This is a genomic window from Metapseudomonas boanensis, assembly GCF_018704125.1.
Taxonomy (GTDB): domain Bacteria; phylum Pseudomonadota; class Gammaproteobacteria; order Pseudomonadales; family Pseudomonadaceae; genus Metapseudomonas; species Metapseudomonas boanensis.
Window position 1 is genome coordinate 226,464 of the sequence record NZ_JAGTIS010000001.1, and the last position, 21,263, is coordinate 247,726.

General features: G+C 62.9%; 19 protein-coding genes and 3 tRNA genes. 17 read left to right on the forward strand and 5 right to left on the reverse strand.

Annotation, left to right across the window (positions count from 1 at the left end; genetic code table 11):
• Positions 1–13 precede the first annotated feature (13 nt).
• Both J7302_RS01030 and J7302_RS01035 read left to right on the forward strand, forming a co-directional pair.
• Complete coding sequence (locus J7302_RS01030) at positions 14–1,225, forward strand: O-succinylhomoserine sulfhydrylase (RefSeq protein ID WP_215369016.1); 1,212 nt, start codon at positions 14–16, stop codon at positions 1,223–1,225.
• On the forward strand, positions 1,225–2,001 hold the full coding sequence (locus tag J7302_RS01035) for an SDR family oxidoreductase (RefSeq protein WP_394359065.1): 777 nt from the start codon (positions 1,225–1,227) through the stop codon (positions 1,999–2,001). The genes J7302_RS01030 and J7302_RS01035 overlap by 1 nt, the downstream gene beginning before the upstream one ends.
• Before the next feature lie 129 nt (positions 2,002–2,130).
• Here the strand turns inward: J7302_RS01035 and gspD are convergent, their stop codons facing one another.
• Positions 2,131–4,083, reverse strand: a complete 1,953-nt coding sequence (gene gspD, locus J7302_RS01040; protein ID WP_215369027.1) for a type II secretion system secretin GspD — start codon at positions 4,081–4,083, stop codon at positions 2,131–2,133.
• Between the two features lie 4 nt (positions 4,084–4,087).
• Entirely contained in the window at positions 4,088–4,717 is a 630-nt protein-coding gene (locus J7302_RS01045) for a type II secretion system protein N (RefSeq protein ID WP_251701802.1), read from the reverse strand.
• Positions 4,718–4,996: 279 nt separating this feature from the next.
• Here J7302_RS01045 and gspE point away from each other — a divergent pair, with 279 nt between their 5' ends.
• The 12 genes from gspE to J7302_RS01105 all read left to right on the forward strand — a co-directional run bounded on the left by gspE (position 4,997) and on the right by J7302_RS01105 (position 13,076).
• On the forward strand, positions 4,997–6,484 hold the full coding sequence (gene gspE, locus J7302_RS01050; protein WP_215369032.1) for a type II secretion system ATPase GspE: 1,488 nt from the start codon (positions 4,997–4,999) through the stop codon (positions 6,482–6,484).
• A complete protein-coding gene (gene xcpS / locus J7302_RS01055) occupies positions 6,485–7,699 on the forward strand; it encodes a GspF family T2SS innner membrane protein variant XcpS (RefSeq protein WP_215369045.1) in 1,215 nt (404 codons plus the stop codon).
• A 4-nt stretch (positions 7,700–7,703) separates the two neighbouring features.
• A complete protein-coding gene (gene gspG / locus J7302_RS01060) occupies positions 7,704–8,135 on the forward strand; it encodes a type II secretion system major pseudopilin GspG (protein WP_349814413.1) in 432 nt (143 codons plus the stop codon).
• A gap of 65 nt (positions 8,136–8,200) precedes the next feature.
• A complete protein-coding gene (gspH, locus tag J7302_RS01065) occupies positions 8,201–8,734 on the forward strand; it encodes a type II secretion system minor pseudopilin GspH (protein WP_215370710.1) in 534 nt (177 codons plus the stop codon).
• Positions 8,731–9,117 (forward strand): type II secretion system minor pseudopilin GspI, encoded by a 387-nt coding sequence (gene gspI, locus J7302_RS01070; RefSeq protein WP_215369064.1) that lies wholly within the window; start codon positions 8,731–8,733, stop codon positions 9,115–9,117. The genes gspH and gspI overlap by 4 nt, the downstream gene beginning before the upstream one ends.
• Positions 9,114–9,818: a type II secretion system minor pseudopilin GspJ gene (gspJ, locus tag J7302_RS01075; protein ID WP_215369067.1), complete on the forward strand. Its 705-nt coding sequence runs from the start codon at positions 9,114–9,116 to the stop codon at positions 9,816–9,818. The genes gspI and gspJ overlap by 4 nt, the downstream gene beginning before the upstream one ends.
• Positions 9,815–10,786, forward strand: coding sequence for a type II secretion system minor pseudopilin GspK (gene gspK / locus J7302_RS01080; RefSeq protein WP_215369069.1), 972 nt, complete (start codon positions 9,815–9,817; stop codon positions 10,784–10,786). The genes gspJ and gspK overlap by 4 nt, the downstream gene beginning before the upstream one ends.
• Positions 10,783–11,925 (forward strand): type II secretion system protein GspL, encoded by a 1,143-nt coding sequence (gspL, locus tag J7302_RS01085; protein WP_215369071.1) that lies wholly within the window; start codon positions 10,783–10,785, stop codon positions 11,923–11,925. The genes gspK and gspL overlap by 4 nt, the downstream gene beginning before the upstream one ends.
• A gap of 2 nt (positions 11,926–11,927) precedes the next feature.
• Positions 11,928–12,443: a type II secretion system protein M gene (locus J7302_RS01090; RefSeq protein ID WP_215369073.1), complete on the forward strand. Its 516-nt coding sequence runs from the start codon at positions 11,928–11,930 to the stop codon at positions 12,441–12,443.
• A 264-nt stretch (positions 12,444–12,707) separates the two neighbouring features.
• Positions 12,708–12,783: transfer RNA gene (locus tag J7302_RS01095), tRNA-Val, on the forward strand.
• A gap of 36 nt (positions 12,784–12,819) precedes the next feature.
• A tRNA-Asp gene (locus tag J7302_RS01100) sits at positions 12,820–12,896 on the forward strand.
• A gap of 103 nt (positions 12,897–12,999) precedes the next feature.
• Positions 13,000–13,076 (forward strand) — tRNA-Asp (locus tag J7302_RS01105).
• Between the two features lie 347 nt (positions 13,077–13,423).
• Here the strand turns inward: J7302_RS01105 and J7302_RS01110 are convergent.
• Together J7302_RS01110 and J7302_RS01115 are read right to left on the reverse strand one after the other, a co-directional pair.
• On the reverse strand, positions 13,424–14,461 hold the full coding sequence (locus J7302_RS01110) for an AraC family transcriptional regulator (protein ID WP_215369075.1): 1,038 nt from the start codon (positions 14,459–14,461) through the stop codon (positions 13,424–13,426).
• Positions 14,458–15,390: a carbon-nitrogen hydrolase family protein gene (locus J7302_RS01115; protein WP_215369077.1), complete on the reverse strand. Its 933-nt coding sequence runs from the start codon at positions 15,388–15,390 to the stop codon at positions 14,458–14,460. The genes J7302_RS01110 and J7302_RS01115 overlap by 4 nt, the downstream gene beginning before the upstream one ends.
• 204 nt (positions 15,391–15,594) lie before the next feature.
• On the opposite strand from J7302_RS01115, the gene J7302_RS01120 reads away from it, so the two are divergent.
• The 3 genes from J7302_RS01120 (at position 15,595) to J7302_RS01130 (ending at position 20,282) form a co-directional block, all read left to right on the forward strand.
• A complete protein-coding gene (locus J7302_RS01120) occupies positions 15,595–17,631 on the forward strand; it encodes an NADPH-dependent 2,4-dienoyl-CoA reductase (RefSeq protein ID WP_215369080.1) in 2,037 nt (678 codons plus the stop codon).
• 258 nt (positions 17,632–17,889) lie between these two features.
• The gene (locus J7302_RS01125) at positions 17,890–19,260 is read left to right on the forward strand and encodes a coiled-coil domain-containing protein (protein WP_215369082.1); all 1,371 of its coding nucleotides are present in this window, start codon (positions 17,890–17,892) and stop codon (positions 19,258–19,260) included.
• 71 nt (positions 19,261–19,331) lie between these two features.
• Entirely contained in the window at positions 19,332–20,282 is a 951-nt protein-coding gene (locus tag J7302_RS01130; protein WP_394359066.1) for a 1-aminocyclopropane-1-carboxylate deaminase/D-cysteine desulfhydrase, read from the forward strand.
• Here the strand turns inward: J7302_RS01130 and J7302_RS01135 are convergent.
• Positions 20,279–21,220 (reverse strand): DUF1853 family protein, encoded by a 942-nt coding sequence (locus J7302_RS01135; RefSeq protein ID WP_215370713.1) that lies wholly within the window; start codon positions 21,218–21,220, stop codon positions 20,279–20,281. The two genes, J7302_RS01130 and J7302_RS01135, sit on opposite strands and share 4 nt — an antisense overlap.
• Between the last annotated feature and the right edge of the window lie 43 nt (positions 21,221–21,263).

Consider the following 21,263-nt stretch of genomic DNA (forward strand, 5'->3'; position numbering starts at 1 on the left):
TGGAGAGTGCGAGATGACACAAGAATGGGACGCCGGAAGGCTGGACAGTGACCTGGAAGGCGTAGCCTTCGACACCCTGGCGGTACGTGCTGGCCAGCGCCGCACGCCGGAAGGCGAGCACGGCGAGGCGATGTTCCTGACCTCCAGCTATGTGTTCCGCACTGCCGCCGATGCCGCCGCGCGATTTGCCGGCGAGGTGCCGGGTAATGTCTACTCGCGCTACACCAACCCGACCGTGCGCACATTCGAGGAGCGCATTGCCGCCCTCGAGGGTGCGGAGCAAGCCGTGGCGACGGCCTCCGGCATGTCGGCAATCCTCGCTATCGCCATGAGTCTGTGCAGCGCGGGCGACCATGTCCTGGTGTCGCGCAGCGTGTTCGGCTCGACGATCAGTCTGTTCGAGAAGTACCTGAAGCGCTTCGGCGTCGAGGTGGACTACCCGGCATTGTCTGACCTGGCCAGCTGGGAGGCGGCGATCAAGCCCAACACCAAGTTGCTGTTCGTCGAGTCCCCGTCCAATCCGCTGGCTGAGCTCGTAGACATCGCCGCGCTGGCAGAGATTGCGCACGCCAAGGGCCCGCTGCTGGTGGTGGACAACTGCTTCTGCACCCCGGCTCTGCAACAACCGTTGAAGCTGGGCGCAGACATCGTGATGCATTCGGCCACCAAGTTCATCGATGGTCAGGGCCGCACGATGGGCGGTGTGGTTGCCGGCCGTTCCGAGCACATGAAGGAAGTGGTCGGGTTCCTGCGGACTGCCGGGCCGACCCTCAGCCCTTTCAATGCCTGGATGTTCCTCAAGGGGCTGGAGACCTTGCGCATACGCATGCAGGCGCATTGCGCCAGTGCGCTGGAACTGGCCCAGTGGCTCGAAGGTCAGCCAGGCGTGGAACGTGTCTATTACGCTGGTTTGCCGAGCCATCCTCAGCATGAACTGGCGCGTCGCCAGCAGAGTGCTTTTGGCGCCGTGGTCAGTTTCGAGGTGAAAGGTGGCAAGGAGGCGGCCTGGCGGTTCATCGATGCCACGCGAATGATCTCGATCACAACCAACCTGGGCGACACCAAGACCACCATCGCCCATCCGGCCACTACGTCCCATGGCCGTCTTTCGCCCCAGGAGCGGGCGAATGCCGGTATCAGCGATAGCCTGGTTCGCCTGGCGGTCGGGTTGGAAGACGTGGCCGACATCAAGGCAGACCTGGAACGCGGACTCGCTGCATTGTGATCGAGTGGGGCCCGCAGACGCGTGATGCCAACAATGGCAAGGTCGCGTTGGTGACCGGAGCGGCCCGTGGAATCGGCCTTGGCGTTGCCGCCTGGCTGATTGCCGAGGGTTGGCAGGTAGTGTTGGCTGATATCGATCGTGCCCGCGGCTCCAAGGTGGCCAAGGCGTTGGGCAACAACGCCTGGTTTGTCGGCATGGACGTGGCCCACGAGAGCCAGGTTGCAGTCGGTGTGGCCGAAGTGCTCGGGCAATTCGGCCGCCTGGACGCACTGGTCAGCAACGCGGCGGTTGCAGAGCCCCACAACCCGCCCCTGGAAAGTCTCGATCTGGCGTACTGGAATCGCATTCTGGCGGTCAACCTGACCGGCACCATGTTGCTGGTCAAGCATTGCGCGCCCTATCTGCGCGCTCACCATGGCGCCATTGTTACCATCGCCTCAACCCGTGCGCACCAGTCTGAGCCGGATAGCGAGGCCTATGCCGCCAGCAAAGGTGGGCTGCTGTCGCTGACGCATGCGTTGGCGATGAGCCTGGCGCCAGAGATCCGCGTAAATGCAGTCACTCCAGGCTGGATCGACGCACGTGACCCCTCTGCGCGCCTTGAGGCGCCGCTCACCGAGTTGGACCATGATCAGCACCCGCTAGGGCGTGTCGGCCTGGTGGAGGATGTTGCGGCGCAGGTCGCCTGGCTGCTTTCCGAGAATGCCAGCTTCGTCACCGGCCAGGAGCTCCTGGTCGATGGTGGCATGACCCGGAAGTTGATCTACCTGGACTAGCCTGTGGCTCAGGGGATGGAACGCCGCTTGGCGGACTTTCCATCCTTCAGTTCCCGAACTGTCTGATTCGTCAATGGTGTGGCGGACAACACTCTACGTATCCACCGTTCCGCTATGCGGCATTCAGGTTCAAGGCTTGCGCAAGTCGATGGCTGGGGCTTTCTGGCCGTCGAACAATTCGACCGGCTCGCGCGGCAAGATGCTTGGGCGACCTTCCTTGTCATGCTCGCCGATGATGCGGATGTCGTTATATTTCTTGCCCGAAAGTGCCGCTATGCCTGCTCGGTCACGCACCACGGTAGGCCGCAGGAACACCATGAGGTTACGCTTTACATGGGTGTCCTTGGTCGAGCGGAACAGCCGCCCCAGTATCGGGATATCACCGAGCAGCGGGACCTTCGAGTCGGTCTTGGTGATGTCATCCTGGATCAGCCCTCCCAGCACAATCACCTGGCCGTCCTCGGCCAGGATGGTGCTCTTGATCGAGCGCTTGTTGGTGATCAGGTCCACCGCCTGGGCCGTCAGCGTGGCGCTGGGCGCGATGGAAGAGATTTCCTGTTCGATTTCCAGACGCAGGGTCGCACCTTCGTTGATATGCGGGGTGACCTTGAGCGTCACACCGATATCCTGACGCTCGATGGTGGTGAACGGATTGTTGGCGCCGGAGGCGTCGGTGGTGAAGGTGCCGGTTTGGAAGGGCACGTTCTGGCCGACCAGGATCTCCGCTTTCTGGTTGTCGAGGGTCAGCAGGCTTGGGGTAGACAGCAGGTTGCTCTTGCTGTTGGCTGAAAGTGCCGTAATCAGGGCAGCGAAGTGATCCGTACCGATGCCGATGATGGCACCGTCCGGCAGCGTGTCGGGAATTTCGTCATCGCGTATGGCGTTGAGCACCGTTCCCACGGAGAGCCCGGTATTACCGAAATTGACTCCGCCGAGCCCGCCGGTGCTGCCGCGGGCATCGACAGCCCACTGCACGCCAAGGGCGTCGGTGATATCGCCAGAGATTTCGACTATGGCGGCCTCGACCATCACCTGCGCACGCGGAACGTCGAGCTGGCGGACAATGTCCTCCATGGCATTGACCACATCGGGCTCTGCCAGCAGCACCAGGGCATTCAGGCTTTCATCTGCGCGAATCAGGATGTTCTGCTGCGGTCGGCTGGTGGCTGTAGCGGCTGGTTCTCCGCCTTCTTGCGGTTGCAAGCCTTCTGATAGCTCGCCGAGGGTCTCGGCCAGGCTCTTGGCATCGTTGTGGCGCAGGCGGATGACACGGGTGTTGGCCGAGCGAGCGGTCGGGGTGTCCAGGGACTGCGCCAGGGCGGCCAGCTTCGCCCGAGCGGCGGGTGGGCCGAGCAGGATCAGGCGGTTGGTACGGGCGTCGGCGATGACCTGGGTGCCCGAGGTTCCCTTCGACTGGCCGCGATTGATTGAACTGTTCAGCACTTCGGCGGCGTCCATGACCCAGGCGTTCTTCAGGTTCAGCACGGTGTAGTCGCGATCACCCTTCTGATCGAGTTGGCGCATCAGGTCCTCGATGCGGGCAATGTTCGCGCTACGGTCGCTGATGATCAGGGCGTTGGCCGAGGGTACTGCGGCCAGGTGGCCATACTGGGGAACCAGGGGACGAATCAGCGGGATCAGTTCGGTAACGGCGCTGTGCTGCACCTGGATCACGCGGGTTTCCAGGCGGTCGCCTGCTGACCGGCTACTGGTGGCCTCTGACTTGGCTTCGGCGTTAGGAATGATGCGTGCCTGGTCGCCTTGTGCGACCACGCTGAAACCATGAGTGGCCATCACGGAGAGAAACAGCTGATAGACCTCGTTCAGGCCCAGCGGGGCCTTGGATACTACGCTCACCTGGCCTTTCACCCTGGGATCGACGATGAAGGTCTCTCCAGTGATGTCAGCGATCTGGTCGATGAACTCGCGGATGTCGGCATCCTTGAGGTTGATGGTCCAGCCATCCTGCTGCTGCGCCGCGCTTTCCGGATTCGCAGCTGGGGCCGACAGCAGTGGCAGTGGTGTGGCCAGCAGGCCAGCGGCGAGCAGGGCGAAAGTGAGGCGCGAGAAAGTCATGGTCATCGTGTCATTCGCTTTCAAGAGGCTGTTCGGCTGTATCGTCGGCAGGCAGGCTACCGGACTCTTCCATTTCCTGGCGCAGTTTTTCCATTCGCTCGCGAAGTTCTGCCGCGTTGTCTTCCTGCAGGCCGCTGAGGTCATCGATCACGTTGCTGGCCGGTTGTCCCGGCGAGGCACTGCCGCTGGCCTGGATTCGCGAACGGGGGGGAGGGAAGCTCAGACTCTCCCGGCGACCGGCGCGTTCAAGTTCAACCCGGTCACGGTAGACGGCGTGAAGCCTGACGCCCGTGGTGATTTCTTCGCCGGCACGGAAACGGCGGGGCTTTCCGCCTTCGTACTGGATGATGGCGATGGAGTGTTCGGGCGTCTCGTGCACGAAGCTGCCGAGCAGCGTCAGGCGCAGGTTGGTACTGGGTGGCGGCGTGTTGTCCGATATGACCTGGACTGGCCCGAATAGCGGTTCGAGGTTGCTCAAGGGCTGTGCGTTGAACGTCTGGGCGGGCCCGCTTGGGCTTGAGTCGCTTCCTGTTTCCAGCAGGTGTGCCCATTCGATTGCCTGCCAGGCGAAGCTGGCGCACATCGCCACGGCGATCGATATGCCGACCAGCGCAGGTGCGCGATGATGCAGCCATTGCAAGGAGAACGGTCCGTGCAAGAGGGTTTTACTCCCGGTCTGAACTGATTCTAGTTATAGGAACTGGCGAATCTGTTTTGATCATAGCAGTTGCCTTACCTGCCATCGTCGCGCCAGGGAATGATGTAGGGCAAGTGACGATGTGCTAAAGATACCGTCGATTTTTTACGACCTTAGGTCGCCTTGTTCACAACGATCATGAGAAACCTGAGCCTCGGCTGCACAATCGTCAGATTGCGCTGCAATACTTGACTGGAGGTTGTCGGGAAAAGGCGTGCGCAGATGAACCCCCCACTTGTAGATGCACCTCTGCGGCGACTGCCGTTCGGTTTTGCCAGACGCCATGGCGTCCTGCTGATGGACGCCCCGGCATCGTGCCTGGCTCATCGGCCGGGGGTCGAGTTGGCGGCATTGGCTGAAGCGCGCCGTTTCGCCGGACGCAGCCTGCCGCTCAAACCCTTGACGATGGAGGCGTTCGAGCAGGCGCTTGCGGCGGTCTATCAGCATGACTCCTCAGCCGCCATGCAACTGGCTGAAGACCTGGGTGGCAGCCTGGACCTGGCCGCGCTGGCGGAGCAGATACCCGAAACCGAAGATTTGCTCGAGCAGGAGGATGATGCTCCGATCATCCGCCTGATCAATGCCATCCTCGGCGAGGCCATCAAGGAAAACGCTTCCGATATCCACCTCGAAACCTTCGAAAAGCGCCTGGTGGTGCGTTTTCGCGTGGATGGCATCCTGCGTGAAGTGCTCGAGCCCAAGCGCGAGCTGGCGGCATTGCTGGTGTCGCGGATCAAGGTCATGGCGCGGCTGGATATCGCCGAGAAACGCATCCCGCAGGACGGGCGCATCTCCCTGCGGGTGGCCGGGCGCGAGGTGGACATCCGTGTTTCCACCCTGCCGTCCGCCAATGGAGAACGGGTGGTGCTGCGCTTGCTGGACAAGCAGGCCGGCCGCCTCACGCTGCAGCACCTGGGCATGAGCGATCGCGACCGTCTCCTGCTCGAAGAAACGGTACGCCGTCCCCACGGCATCCTCCTGGTGACTGGACCCACGGGTTCCGGCAAGACGACGACGCTCTACGCCAGCCTGGTGACCCTTAACGATCGCACGCGCAACATTCTCACGGTCGAGGACCCCATCGAGTACCACATCGAGGGGATCGGCCAGACCCAGGTCAATCCCAAAGTGGACATGACCTTCGCCCGTGGCCTGCGCGCTATCCTGCGGCAGGACCCGGATGTGGTGATGGTTGGCGAAATCCGCGACCAGGAAACCGCCGAGATTGCCGTACAGGCCTCGCTCACCGGGCACCTGGTGCTGTCCACCTTGCACACCAACAGCGCCATAGGCGCCATCACTCGCCTCGTGGACATGGGGGTCGAGCCATTCCTGCTGTCGTCCTCCCTGCTTGGCGTGCTCGCCCAGCGTTTGGTGCGGGTGCTGTGCCCGCATTGCAAGGAGCCGTACCAGGCGGATGCAGCAGAGTGCGATTTGCTGGGCGTGGCGCCAGCCGCTGCGCCGATGCTCTATCGCGCGCGCGGCTGCGGTGAGTGCCACCAGCAGGGCTACCGCGGGCGAACCGGCATCTACGAGCTGGTGGTGTTCGACGACCATATGCGCAGCCTCATCCATAGCGTTGCCTCCGAGCAGGAGATGATCCGTCGTGCGCGCCTTTCCAGCGCGAGCATCCGTGACGACGGTCGGCGCAAGGTCATGGAGGGCGTGACCACCGTGGAAGAAGTGCTGCGCGTAACCCAGGAAGAGTAAATGGCCGCTTTCGAATACCTTGCCCTGGATGCCAGGGGCCGTCAGCAAAAGGGCGTCCTCGAGGCCGACAGCGCGCGCCAAGTGCGCCAGTTATTGCGCGAGCGACAGTTGGCGCCGCTGGAGGTCAAGGCCACTCGAACGCGGGAGCAGGCGGCTGGAGGGCGCTTCAGCCTCAGCCGAGGCCTGTCTGCGCGGGACCTGGCGCTGATCACCCGCCAACTGGCGACGTTGGTCCAGGCCGCATTGCCTATCGAAGAGGCGCTGCGTGCCGCTGCCGCGCAGTCCAGCAATTCGCGCATCCAGTCGATGCTGCTCGCCGTGCGCGCGCGGGTTCTGGAAGGCCAGAGCCTCGCCAGCAGCCTGCGTGAGTTCCCGGCGGCGTTTCCGGATCTCTATCGCGCTACGGTCGCCGCCGGCGAACATGCCGGGCACCTGGGGCCGGTTCTCGAGCAGTTGGCCGATTACACCGAGCAACGTCAGCAGTCTCGGCAGAAGATCCAGCTTGCGTTGCTCTATCCGCTGATTCTGATGTGCGCGTCGCTTGCCATCGTCACCTTCCTGCTGGGGTTCGTGGTGCCCGATGTGGTGAGAGTCTTCATCGATTCCGGCCAGCCGCTGCCGTTACTGACTCGTGGTTTGATCGCGCTCAGCGACTTTGTCAAACACTGGGGATGGTTGGTGTTGTCGCTCCTGCTGGGCGCGGTGCTTGGGGGGCGCTGGGCGCTGCGCGATGCCTCGGTGCGCCAGCGTTGGCACGGCGTGGTGCTGCGCGTGCCGCTGCTTGGGCACCTTTTGCGCGCCACCGATACCGCGCGTTTCGCCTCTACCTTGGCAATTCTCACCCGCAGTGGTGTACCGCTGGTGGAGGCCCTTGGCATTGGAGCGGAGGTGATTGCCAATCGGGTGATCCGCAACCACGTCGTGCAGGTGGCGCAGAAGGTCCGCGAAGGTGGGAGCCTGACTCGAGCATTGGAAGGTAGCGGGCAGTTCCCGCCGATGATGCTGCATATGATTGCCAGCGGAGAGCGCTCCGGCGAGCTGGACCAGATGCTTGCCCGCACCGCGCGTAACCAGGAAAACGACCTGGCGGCGCAGATTGCCTTGCTGGTCGGTCTGTTCGAGCCCTTCATGCTGATATTCATGGGCGCCGTTGTGCTGGTGATCGTCCTGGCGATCCTGCTGCCGATTCTTTCTCTTAACCAACTCGTGGGGTAATCGCGTGAATCTGCGCCATAAACACTCGGGCTTTACGCTCATTGAAATCATGGTGGTGGTGGTGATCCTGGGCATACTTGCAGCCTTGGTAGTGCCGCAAGTGATGAACCGTCCGGATCAGGCAAAGGTCACAGTCACCAAAGGCGATATCAAGGCCATCGGCGCCGCGCTGGACATGTACAAGCTGGATAACTTCAGCTACCCGAGTACGCAACAGGGGCTGGAGGCACTGGTCAGCCGGCCGTCCGGCAATCCCCCAGCGAAGAACTGGAACAAGGATGGCTACCTGAAGAGGCTTCCGATTGATCCGTGGGGCAATGAATACCAATACCTCTCTCCGGGCAGCAAAGGTGCCTACGATCTTTATTCTCTGGGGGCGGATGGCAAGGAAGGCGGTAGCGATAACGACGCCGACCTAGGCAACTGGGATAACTGATGGACAGCGGTCGACGTAGCCTGCAGTCGGGTGGTCTAAGCCGCCCCGGCTGCGTCGCGCCATGCTTGTGTGCCTCCCGTGGCTTCACGCTCATTGAATTGCTGGTGGTCATGGTGATCATCGCCTGCCTCGCGGGGCTGGCGGTAATCAGCACGGGCGTCGCCGGTCCGTCCCGTGAACTGAACAATGAGGCCGAACGCTTAGCAGGGCTCATCGGCGTCCTGGCTGACGAGGCTGTGCTGGATAATCGGGAATACGGCCTGCGCCTGGAGCGTGACCGATACCAGGTGCTGTTCTACGACGAGGGTCGAGGCCGGTGGCAGCCGCTGGATGACGGCTCCCGTCAGCTCCCCGAGTGGGCGCAGCTCGATTTCGAGCTGGAGGGCGAGCCGTTGGTGTTACCCAGCTCTGGGGACGGGAGGGAAGAAGGCGAGGAAAACCCTGCGCCGCAGTTGTTGATCCTGTCCAGCGGCGAACTCAGTCCGTTCCGGTTGGAGCTGGGCGAGCGACGCAAGGATGGTTTGAAACTGCAATTGAGCAGCGACGGCTTTCGCTTGCCGAGGGTCGAGGTGCTCGTCGGCAAGAGGCCTGGACGATGAAGCACGCTTGTGGCTTCACGCTGCTCGAGGTGTTGGTGGCCTTGGCAATCTTCGCAGTGGTCGCCGCCAGTGTGCTCACGGCCAGCGCCCGCAGTTTGCAGACGGCGTCTCGGCTCGAGGACAAGACCCTGGCGATGTGGATCGCCGATAACCGCCTGACTGATCTCCAGTTGCGCGAGGCTGCTCCGAGCAGTGGGCGCGAGCAAGGAGAGCTGGACTACGCTGGTCGTCGCTGGGAATGGCTCAGCGAGATCGAGGCAACCAGCGACCCCGCGTTGCGTCGCGTCACACTTTGGGTGGCCCCGCGACAACAGCGGAGCAAGGGCAAGCTGGAGGAGCGCGCCGTGGTCCGGCTTGTGGGCTTCCTGGGGGGGACGCCATGAAGCGCATGGCGGGCTTCACGCTGCTGGAGCTGTTAATTGCCATTGCTATCTTCGCAGTGCTCGCATTGGGCACCTGGCGAATGCTTGATGCCGTTCTGGATGCCGACGCCGCCACCCGCGTTCAGGAGCAGCAAGTGCGCGAGCTGGTCAGGGCCATGGCCGCCTTCGAGCGGGATGTGGCGCAGCTGGTGCCGCGCCCTGTCCGCGACGCCTATGACGACCCGCGCGCGGCGCTTCTGGGGGAGCATGGCGGCGAGAGCGACAGCCTCGAGTTGACTCGCAGTGGCTGGAGAAACCCCACAGGAGTGCAGCGCTCGCGCTTGCAACGTGTACGCTGGCAATTGTCGGGCGAGCGGCTGGAGCGGCGCTACTGGAGCGTCCTGGACCAGGCCCAGGACAGCCTGCCCCAGGTCCAGCAAGCCCTGGATGGCGTCACCCGGTTGCAGCTACGTTACCTGGATGACGCTGGTAGCTGGCAGGAGGTCTGGCCGCCCGCCGGGCTCGCCGAGGAGGAACGTCTAGAGCGGCTTCCCCGGGCTCTCGAACTGATCGTTGAACATCGTCGCTACGGCGAATTGCGACGTGTGCTGCGTCTGGTGGACACGCCTCCCAAGGACCTCCAGACCAGCGGAGGAGCGCCAAAGGATGAGCAGCAGGCTAAGCCCGATGAGGTCTCGGGCGATCAGGAGGTGACGCCATGAAGCGGCAGCATGGCGTTGCGCTGATCACCGTGCTGCTGGTAGTGGCCCTAGTCACCGTTGTGTGTGCTGGCCTCATCGCGCGCCAGCAGCTTGCAATCCGTTCCAGCGCCAATCAGCTCCATGTGCGTCAGGCCATGCAGTACGCCCTGGGTGGCGAGGCCCTTGCCCAGGCGATCCTTGTCCGCGATTTGCGTCAGGGTGACCCGCGCACGCCCATCGACCACTTGGGTGAAGCCTGGGCACGCCCGGTGAGCAACTTCCCCCTGGATGACGGCGGGCTCTTGAGCGTGCGAATCGAGGATCCCAGTGGCCGCTTCAATCTCAATAGCGTGGTTCGCCAGGCGCAAGTGAACGAGCCGGCGCTGCGGCAGTTCCGCCGTCTTTTGCTGCGCTTGCAGATCGAGGCTCCTTACGCGGATCGCCTGGTCGACTGGGTGGATACCGATCAGGAGCCTTCCGGCGCCAATGGCGCAGAGGACAACCAGTATCTACTGGGGCAGCCGCCTTACCGTGCGGCCAACCGATCAATCAGCGATCTCTCCGAGCTGCGGTTGGTGTTGGGCATGAGCGAGGTGGACTACCGCAAGTTGTTGCCTTTCGTCAGTGCGCTGCCCGAGGGCGCGGACCTCAATGTCAACACGGCAGGGGCAATGGTGTTGTCTACCTTGTCCGATTCGCTCGACCCAGAAGGGGCAGCCCTGTTGGTCGCAGCTCGAGGTGATAGCGGTTATCGCAGCCTGGATGCCTTCCTGGCTCAGCCCGCATTGGCCGGTATGGGGCTGGAGGCGGAAGGTTTGGCGGTCGGTAGTCAGTTCTTTCTGGTGACCAGTGAGGTTAGGCTCGCGGGGCGCCGACAGGTTTTGGTGAGTACCTTGCAGCGCGGCAGCGATGGCAAGGTACGGGTTATCTCACGTGATCTCGGGCAGAGCGGTTTGCCGCCAGAGCCCATTAAGGAGCCGCAGTCATGACTCAGGCCTGCATCTTCCTTCCGGTCGCGGCGTGCGGCGGGGCCGATGCCGAGTTGGAGGTAGTGCTTTGGCAGGACGGTAGTGCCCGCCACTTGCCGTTTGCCAGGGCCGTGGAGGAGGTCGCTTCGCCCTGGCGGATGATCCTTCCGGTCGAGGCGGTCACCTGTTGTGCCGTGCGCCTGCCGACCCGCAAGGCGCGCTGGTTGCGCCAGGCGCTGCCCTTTGCCGTCGAAGAGATGCTCGCTGAGGAGGTGGAGAAGTTGCATCTCGCAGTCGGCGATGTGTTGACGGACGGTCGGCACCGGGTCTTCGCCGTGCGGCGTAGCTGGTTGGTTGCCTGGCTTGAGTTGGCTCGGCAAAGGGGTTTGGCGCCGGTCTCCATCGAAGTGGATGCCGATCTGCTGCCCGGCGAGGGGACTCAACTGCTCTGGCTCGGCGAACGCTGGCTGCTGGGCGGTCAGGGGAACAGCCGCCTCAGTTTCCATGATGAGGATTGGCCGCACCTGCTGGCTGCGTGCCCGGTGCCTCGCTCAGGGCACGCTCCTGTTGAGAAACAGGTACTTGAGAGTGTGGACGCCTGGCGCATGGAGACGGACGGCTACGGCTGGTTGGCGATGCGTCGGGGCAGCGACCTGGCGCAGGGCGAGTTCGCCTTCCGGGAGGAACGACAGGATTGGTTGCGATGGAAGCCAGTGCTTGGGTTGGTGGGCGTCTGGTTGATGCTGCAGTTCGGCTTCAACCTTGTACAAGCGTGGCAGTTGCGCCATCAGGGCGATGCCTATGCCAGTACCAATGAAGCGCTCTATCGCGAGTTATTTCCTCAGGACAGCAAGCTAGTGAATTTGCGGGTGCAATTCGACCAGCACTTGGCGCAGGGCGAGCGTTCCGGTCAGGGGCGTCTCCTGGGTTTGTTGGGGCAGGCCGCGCAGGCACTGATCGCAGAAGGCGCCCAGGTAAGGGTCCAGCAGCTGGATTTCAGCGAGAGCCGTGGTGACCTGGCCCTGCAAGTGCTGGCGCCTGGTTTCGATGAGCTTGAACGACTGCGCGAACGCTTGATCGGTGCCGGCCTTGCCGTGCAGATGGGCTCAGCCAGTCGTGACGAGGCAGGCGTCAGTGCGCGCCTGGTAATAGGAGGATGATCATGCTCGACTCGATCAGGACGCCTTTGCAGGCTCAGTGGCAGTCCTCCGGACTTGCGGCCCGCTGGCGTGGGCTGCCGCAGCGTGATCGGCTGGCATTGCTGGTACTCGGCTTGTTCCTGTCATTTGTGCTGCTCTATCTCAGCCTATGGCTGCCTGCGGAACGCCGGCTTGAGGAGGCGCGCCAGCATTACCTGTCGCAGCGCGATCTGTATGCCTATCTGCAGCAACGGGCCCCTGAGGCCCGGGCGGTCCGCGTTCGGCCCCAGGTCCGAATCGAGCCGGAGCGGCTGCAGGGAATGGTCACAGCAACAGCGGCAGAACAAGGCTTGGCGGTGGAGCGAATCGACAGCGAAGCGCCCGGTGTGTTGCAGGTGAGCCTGCAACCGGCCGCGTTTGCCAGCCTGCTGCGCTGGTTTGCCGTGCTGGAAGGGCAGGGTGCGCGGATCGATGAGGCAGGCCTTGATCGCAGTGAGAACGGCCAGGTGACCGCTCGTGTGACGCTCCGGGTCGAGTGACGTTCGATCGGGTACGTTACTCGTTTCTGTTTCTCGGTGGTGCTTGCTGAGCGACGGTCGCTCCGAGTTGGTGCATCGTGGGTCGACCTCAATGTCCCAGTATGTTGCGGCGAGTGCGGTAAGCATTTGATTGCTGCGTGTCTTGGGGCGACCCTCCCAAGGATTGGATCCTAGGATCCAAATGACCTTTTTTGAAGAAAAATTCCATACGGGGTGTTGACTTAGCGAGGCTGTCTGCGTAAATTGCGCGCCTCGCAAGGCGAAGGGTGATTAGCTCAGCCGGGAGAGCATCTGCCTTACAAGCAGAGGGTCGGCGGTTCGATCCCGTCATCACCCACCATCCTTGTGAGATTTCGGACGTAAGTCCGGCCGACGCGCAGCGGTAGTTCAGTCGGTTAGAATACCGGCCTGTCACGCCGGGGGTCGCGGGTTCGAGTCCCGTCCGCTGCGCCATATTTCCATGTTCGAGTTAATCGGGCATGAGGCAGTAAGAGCCTTCGCGCTTGATCCTGCCAGACGTTCAAAAGGTTTCACCGGACGCAAGTCCAACCGACGCGCAGCGGTAGTTCAGTCGGTTAGAATACCGGCCTGTCACGCCGGGGGTCGCGGGTTCGAGTCCCGTCCGCTGCGCCATATACGAAAGCCCTCAGGTAGCGATACCTGGGGGCTTTTTCTATGGTCTCGAAATGTGCTCCATTGCCTTGTCTTCGCCTGCGGGGCGAAGGAGGGCCCGCCTGGTGGGTTCATTTCCCCCCCCCCCCCCCCCACGCACAGGTCTTGTGCGTCTGACATCCTTTTCGTTGCCTTGGATTAATGAATTGTTCATCTCGAACCACTAGTGTTCTGGCATGGTCTTTGTCTACAAGAACATATCGAACCCAGGAGAGCTGATGATGGACGATTACCAGGACGAAATTCTCGATTCCCGTGCTTCCGAACGGGACTATCTCGAGCCGGCGGACGACGCCACCGAGATGTGATCAGCCGGCGTGGCGCTGGTTGCGTCGGAACTCCCCTGGGGTGCTTCCACTCCAGCGCTTGAAGGCGCGCTGGAAGGCTTCGGCCGAGGCAAACCCGAGCAAGTACGCGATCTCCCCGAAGACCAGGTCGGTATCGCGGATGTAGGCCATCGCCAAGTCGCGACGGGTTTCATTGAGGATGGTGCGGAACTGCGTGCCTTCCTCGGCGAGTTTGCGCCGTAGTGTCCAGCTGGGCAGCTGCAGGCGCGCAGCCACTTCTTCCAGATCAGGTTCGCGACCGTGTAGCAATGGCCCCAGCAGTTGGATGATCCGCTCACGCAAGCTGCGCGTCCGCGTCAGTTGCTGCAACTCCCGCTCGCAAATCTCCAGGAGCTGCCTCCAGGTGCTGGGGCAGTGCTCCTTTCCTCGAAATGCCAGCGTTTCCTGCGTCAGGCGTATCTGGTTGCCGCTGGCGCCGAACTCCACGGGGCAGCCGAACGCGTCGCTGTAGCGTTCGGCATAGGCCGGTGCGGGAAACTCGATCTCGACCTTTTCCACGCTGATCTCGGTGCCGGCCAATTGGCTCAGGTAGCTCTTCCAGCCAGCGAGCACGGAATCCACGACAAAGCGGTTGTAGGCGTTATAGGGGCTGATCGAGTAGAAGCGCAGCCAGGCGCCGCGGCGGTCTTCGTGGAAGCTCGATTGCCCGCGATAGTTGCTGGCGTAGAGGCGTTCGAACCGGATCAGGCAGCGTGCGGCCTCGCGAAGGTTGGGTGCCTGGGCGGCACATACACCCGCTAGCCCCAATTGGCTCAAGCGGCTGAGCCGGCCCATAGCTAGTCCCATGGCTGGATTGCCACTCAACTGAATGGCCGCATGCCCGAGGCGCATATAGCGTGGAATCGATAGGCGCGCCTGGGGTTCGGCAAGGCGTGCGGCGTCCAGTCCGAATCGCTGTAGCAGGTCTGTGGCGGGGTGCCCTGATTCCTCGACGGCGGCTGCGAGGCTATGGACGAAGCCCACGGAGAGGTCGCCGAGCTTGACCCGCTGGCCTTTCATGGTGCATCCAGCCAGACATTGAGCAGATGAGCGCCTGGGGCATTGTTGGCCTGGGCGATGTCGGGGGGAGTCAGTGCACTACCGCTTGGCGCACCCTGCAAGGACCACAGGCGACCGCGAAGGAAAGTCGGCAGGCTCGCCGAGCCATTCGAGTTGGCGACGGTCACGTCATTCTGGGGGAAGCCTTGTGCCCAGCTGCGTTTGATCGTGATCTGCAATACGCCGGTATCGAGGTGCTGCAGCGTCACCTCCTGACTGCTTTCAGGCCAGGGCTGGCGGTAGGGTTTGCCCAGCACCTTGCCATCGGGGGAGAACGCCAGGGCAAGGTTGTAAAGCTCGCCGTGACCGCTGCGGAGCTTGCCTTCCTTGAAGTAGGGCGTGGGTAATACGATGGAGCCGGCCAGCAGGGTCACGCCGTATTCCCTGGCCAGGCCGCTGAAGAGCTTCTGGTAGTCCCGCGCCATTCGCTTCGCCTTAGTGCGCAGCAGGGCTTCTTCCACGCCCTGTCCTTGAAGGAACAGGCGGCCGATCAACGTTGGGTGGCTCAGTTTGAGCAGCGTATCGGCTTCGTCCAGCGAGCGGGCCTGATAAAGGCTCTGTTTCTCGCCGCGAAGCAGCAGCCAGGTGCCGATCTGGTCTGGCAGGGCAACCACAGTGTTCTTGTTAAGCAAGCCTGCGGTGCGGGCTGCATCCAGGCTCGCTGCCAGTTTGAGGCGCAGGAAGGCGGGGTCGCGGTAGTCGCTTGGATAGAGCGATGGGCGGATGACCAGCAGGTTTCCGCTCTCGGTGGCCCGGCCGTGATCACTAGCGACGCTGGCGCGAAGGTCCGAAAGGTAATGTGCGCGCGGGCGCTCGCCGGTCCATACCGCATAGGCAGTCAGGCAGGCAACGAGGACGGCGGCAAGAAGAGGCGTCAGGAGCTTGCGCATGGCGATCGACGGCAGTGTGTGTGCAGGTCAGGGTAGGTGAGCGGGACCGGATTGCCAAGTGGTGCTGTTAGTTACGGTCAGTAACTTGTCAGTTTCGATCATTGAGGCGAGGCGGACTGCTCTTTATCGTCTGGACCATAACCGACCCTGGCCCGCCGCAGGCTGGGGCATACCGTGAACAGCAATGCCTGTTATGGAGGAACCATGACCGACGCCCATTACCCGAACCTGCTCGCTCCGCTCGATCTGGGCTTTACCACCTTGCGCAACCGTACCTTGATGGGCTCGATGCACACTGGGCTGGAAGAGAAGCCCAATGGCTTTGAGCGCATGGCGGTCTACTTTGCCGAGCGTGCGCGTGGCGGCGTCGGCCTGATGGTGACCGGCGGTATTGGCCCGAATGCCGAAGGCGGTGTCTACGCCGGTGCAGCCAAGCTGACCACTCGTGAAGAGGCCGACAAGCACCGGATCGTGACCCGTGCGGTGCATGAGGCGGGGGGCAAGATCTGCATGCAGATCCTTCACGCCGGTCGTTATGCCTATAACCCGAAGCTTGTGGCGCCGAGCGCGATCCAGGCGCCGATCAATCCTTTCAAGCCCAATGAACTGAACGAAGATGGCATCGAGAAGCAGATTCAGGACTTCGTGACTTGCGCACAGCTCGCTCAAGAGGCGGAGTACGACGGGGTTGAGGTCATGGGCTCCGAAGGCTACTTCATCAACCAGTTCCTCGTTGCTCACACCAACCAACGTACCGACCGTTGGGGTGGCTGCTATGAGAACCGTATGCGCCTGCCGGTCGAGATCGTCCGTCGGGTGCGCGAAGCCGTAGGGCCGAACTTCATCATCATCTACCGCCTGTCCATGCTGGACCTCGTGGAAGGTGGCAGTACGTGGGACGAGATCGTCACCTTGGCCAAGGCCATCGAAGCCGCCGGTGCCACGCTCATCAACACCGGTATCGGCTGGCATGAGGCGCGCATCCCGACTATCGCCACCAAGGTGCCGCGTGCCGCGTTCACCAAGGTCACCGCCAAATTGCGCGGCGAGATCAGGATTCCGCTGATCACCACCAACCGCATCAATACGCCGGAAGTAGCCGAGCAGGTGCTGGCCGAGGGGGATGCCGACATGGTGAGCATGGCGCGGCCCTTCCTGGCTGACCCGGACTTCGTCAACAAGGCGGCTGAAGGCCGTGCTGACGAGATCAACACCTGCATCGGCTGCAACCAGGCCTGCCTTGACCACACTTTCGGCGGCAAGCTGACCAGTTGCCTGGTCAACCCGCGTGCCTGCCACGAAACCGAGCTGAACTACATCCCGACCACCCAGATCAAGAAGATCGCGGTCGTTGGCGCCGGGCCGGCAGGCTTGTCTGCCGCCACCGTGGCTGCCGAGCGCGGCCACCAGGTCACGCTGTTCGATGCCTCCGCCGAAATCGGTGGGCAGTTCAACGTTGCCAAGCGCGTGCCAGGCAAGGAGGAGTTCTATGAGACCTTGCGCTACTTCAAGCGCAAGCTCGAAATTACCGGCGTCGACGTGCGCCTGAACACCCGCGTGAGTGCTGAGGACCTGGCCAGGGGCGGCTTCGACGAGGTGATTCTGGCCACCGGTATTGCCCCACGTACTCCGGCGATTCCGGGCATCGAGCATCCGAAAGTCATCGGTTACCTGGATGCGATTCTCGAGCGCAAGCCGGTTGGACAGAAAGTGGCGGTCATCGGTGCGGGCGGCATCGGCTTCGATGTGTCCGAGTTCGTCACCCACCAAGGCGAGTCCAGTAGCCTGGACCGCGAAGTGTTCTGGAGGGAGTGGGGGATCGACCGCAATCTGGAGGCGCGTGGTGGTGTTGCCGGAGTCCAGGCTGAACCCCATGCGGCTGCGCGCCAGGTATTCCTCCTGCAGCGCAAGAAGTCGAAAGTGGGCGACGGTCTCGGCAAGACCACGGGGTGGATCCACCGTACCGGCCTGAAGAACAAGCAGGTGCAGATGCTCAACTCGGTGGAATACCTCAAGGTCGATGACGAGGGGTTGCACATTCGCATTGCCGAAGGTGAGTCGCAGGTTCTACCGGTCGATACAGTGATTGTCTGCGCCGGCCAGGATCCCCTACGGGAATTGCATCAGGGCTTGCTCGATGCTGGCCAGAACGTACACCTGATCGGCGGCGCTGATGTCGCCGCCGAACTGGATGCAAAACGTGCCATCAACCAGGGTTCGCGCCTCGCTGCCGAACTCTGATTCAGGACCCCGCCCGGGGGAGGTTCCCCGGGCGGCCAATCCATGTGGGGCCGCCCAAACCAGGTCACATTTCCATCTCGCCGCTTGTCTGTCGGGGCACGTTCACCAGGCGTCTGCCAACCCAGTCACATTGCTCGCGCGTTATTATCCCCTAGACTTGGCCGAAATCTGGACGAACGCACCCATTCCAGGAGCGGCCGTAGTCCAAGGAACGCCCCGTCCCGCCGGGACCCACCGTGTTGGCCTCGAGGTAGAGTGATGAGCATGCAGAAAAAGGCGCAGTTGGTAGAAGCCGTCGTCTTCTTCAGCGAGCACGGCGTTAGTAAGCAAATGCTCTATCCAGAGTTCGAGGCCATGCTCGATGGGGTGGTCGGGCTGCCTGAATTCGCGGACCAGCAGGTGCGGCTGGTTTATGTATTGTTAAATACCCGTTTGCAGGCGCGCTCTGCGGTTTTCTTCTACTTGGACTTCGATGAGAACGGTCGCGCCGACACGGGCTGGAACCTGCCGCTGCGGCAGCTTGCCGAGCGGGCCGGGCGTGGACCTGACCTTGGCGCCGGCCCCATCCGCCTAGCCTGTCGAAGCCAGTGCCCGGTGCCATGGCAGCAAATGCACCTCTGGGATCCCAATCTCGGGCCGGAAGGCAACGACCTGGTGCTGTTGCGCGACGCGCTCAAGGTCAACAGCCTGGGCTTGTTGCTCGAGGACGAGGCTACGCAGGCCCTGGATGCCGAGCGATTGCAAATTGCATCTGAAGACAGCTGGTATGCGCCGCCCGAACCCACCAAGGAGATGGCTGAGCAGCTTGCCGAGAAGATGGAGAAAGAGCACCGCCTGAAGGCGGCACAACTGGTTCGCCAGCAGCGCTTGCGGCTCGAGGCGATTAACCAGCAGAACGAGGAGGCCATGGCCAGGTTGCGTCAGGCCGCAGAGGCTAGTCGCATCGCTCTGCAGGAGCAGATCCATGACTTGCAGCATGCGCTGCGCCAGGAGCAGGACCTCAATGCGGGGCTGCAGGCTCAGCTGGCATCTGAAGTCGAGCGGTACCAGGCCAGCCGTGAGGAAATGACGCAGCAGCTCAGGGCCCTTGAGCGCCACGGACGGACCGAGGCCGACATCCTGCGTACCCAGTTCGAGGGCGAAGTCGAGGCGCGAGTCGCAGCGGTGGTCGCTGAGTACCGTGAGCAGATCGCGGTTCGGGATGTCGAGCTTGCCTGCCGCAACCAGTTGGACATGCAGTTCCAGGCGGAAATTGATCGCTTGCGGGTGGAGTGTCAGGCGCTAGCCGATCAGTCCGGTCAGGCCATGCTGGAACGTCTGGCGGAGTTGGGCGTGGTGTTCGTGGTGTATCACCCGGGCGCTGGCCACCTGACCATCCCGCTGCATGATCTCGTGCGTTACCAGGATAATCCCGAGGCTTATGCCGCAGCCAAGTGCTTCGTCTCGGAAACCCAGTACCGTCACTGGTTGGCCCATTACCAGCAGCCCAGTTGCGAGGCTAGCCTGCCTAATGGCGAACGTTGTGCGATGCCTATTGATCGAGTCGAAGCACCTAGTCGCTTCATCATCGGTGAATCGAACTGCTGCCCGCGCCACAAGGCCGGGGGGCGCCTGCGCACAGCTGGCTAGGGTACCTGCCGCTGGATCGACTGCGGTATCCTGCCTCGCTTGAATCGGATACCTCGGTCTCGAAATTGCCCCTGCATCTGCCTGATTGGAAACCCCGCGCTGAACTCAGAGCCTTGCCGCTCTCCTGGCTGGATGCGGCTGGGGTCGAGGTGGCCATGTTGCACCTCGAGGAAATCGACGCGCTGATCTCTGGCAACAAGTGGTTCAAGTTGGCGCCCCACCTCGAGCGTGCCTGGCAGGACGGTGCCGATGGCGTTGTCAGTCTGGGCGGTGCCCATTCGAACCACCTGCATGCCTTGGCTGCTGCCGGTAAACGTTTTGGTTTCCCTACCGTGGGCTTGCTCCGTGGCGAGCCTCAGGACACAGAGACTGCGCAGGAGCTGCAAGCCTTTGGTATGCAGCTCCATTGGCTGGGTTATGGCGCTTATCGGAGCCGGCATCAGGCCGGGTTCTGGGCCCCCTGGCTGCAGCGGTATCCAGGCTACGTCGCAGTTCCGGAAGGTGGCGGGGGCCTGGAGGGGGCTCGTGGTTGCATGGGGCTGGTGATGATGATCCGCGAGCAGCTCGAGTCGATCGGCTGGAAGGATTATGACGCGCTCTGGCTGGCCGCTGGTACCGGTACGACGTTGGCCGGCCTGGTGCTGGGTGAAGTAGGGCGGCACCCGGTCTATGGTGCATTGGCGGTTCCGCCGGGCCATGGTGTGGACAAGCAGGTGCGAGCCATCCTCCAACAGGCTGGCGTGCCAGATGAGGGCTACCACCTGGTGGATGCCAGTCGCGGGGGATTTGCGCGACTGGATGTGGCTGTGGCGCGTTGCCTGCTGGAAACCGAACAAGAAGCCGGAGTGACGCTTGAGCCGCTGTACACCGCAAAGGCCTTGCTGGCCTTGCGAGAGCAGGTAGAGGCCGGGGGTATTCCGCGTGGCTCCCGCCTGGTGGTGCTGCACACCGGCGGGCTGCAAGGACGTCGGTCCCTCGAGCTGCGTCTGCAGCAACTGGCTTCAGCGCCTGACCCGCGCTAGGGGTTCAGTGGCCAGCGGTCGCTGACTACGAAGGCTCGCTCGGCTTCAAGCCAATCTGCGTCCTCGCCTGGCACCATGCGCACCAACAGTTGGGCAGGCGCATCTTCAGGTAATTGCTCCAGCCAGTCCTGCAACCTTTCTGCCGGCCAGATCGCTGCATGTTCGCAACGCGCGGGCGCCAGCCAGGCATGGCGTGGCAAGGCCTGCCAATGGCCCTCAGCGCTTTGCTGGAAAAAATCCGATAGTGCGCTGCGGCGCAACCAGTGCCCGCGCAGGTGCGCCGGGTTGGCGCCGTGGGGCGCTGTGCAACCGCCGGGCCACGGGTAGAAGAGATAACCGCCCAGCCAGAGCTCCGCGCTGACCGGCTGGCTGCTGAACTGGGTGAGCGCCGGTTGGCTTTCGGGGCTGGCAGACAGCGGTAGCTGGTGCAGGCTCAGGTGCTCCAGCTTGCGGTCGAGCCGGTCGTGGCTGCCGGGGCCGAGCCATTCGGAGGGGCTGCTGCCATCGCCATGGCGCGGTCCGAGGTAAAGCTTGATCGCCAATTCGAGGTGGTGCACGCCTTCTTCATCTCGCAGCAGCAGGTCGAGTTCGCCGAGGGTGTGCCCGCCCAGGCGGATTGGCAGGTTGGCTGCCAGCAACTCGACGCCGGGCGCCTGGTCCAGGGCGAACTGCCAAAGGCGTTCGTAGTACAGCCCCAGGCGCCGGTTGGCGCTTTGTGCCAGCCAGGCATCGAGCGGCGCGCTATCCCGGTCCAGGCATCGCAGCCAGGCTTCCAGTCGCTCAGGCGCACGAGCCCAGTCGCTGGCGCTCAGCGGATGGCGCTGGCGCCACGGGGCCTGGCTGAGCAGGGGCGGGGACAGCAACGCCCAGGCCAGGTCGCGAACGCTGGGCTGGCGAAGGTGACGGGGCAGGTCGAGCATCGAGTCGAAAGCGTGCATGCTGCGAGCATAGCCGAGGGCGGTTTGCCGCTGCTTGGACCTT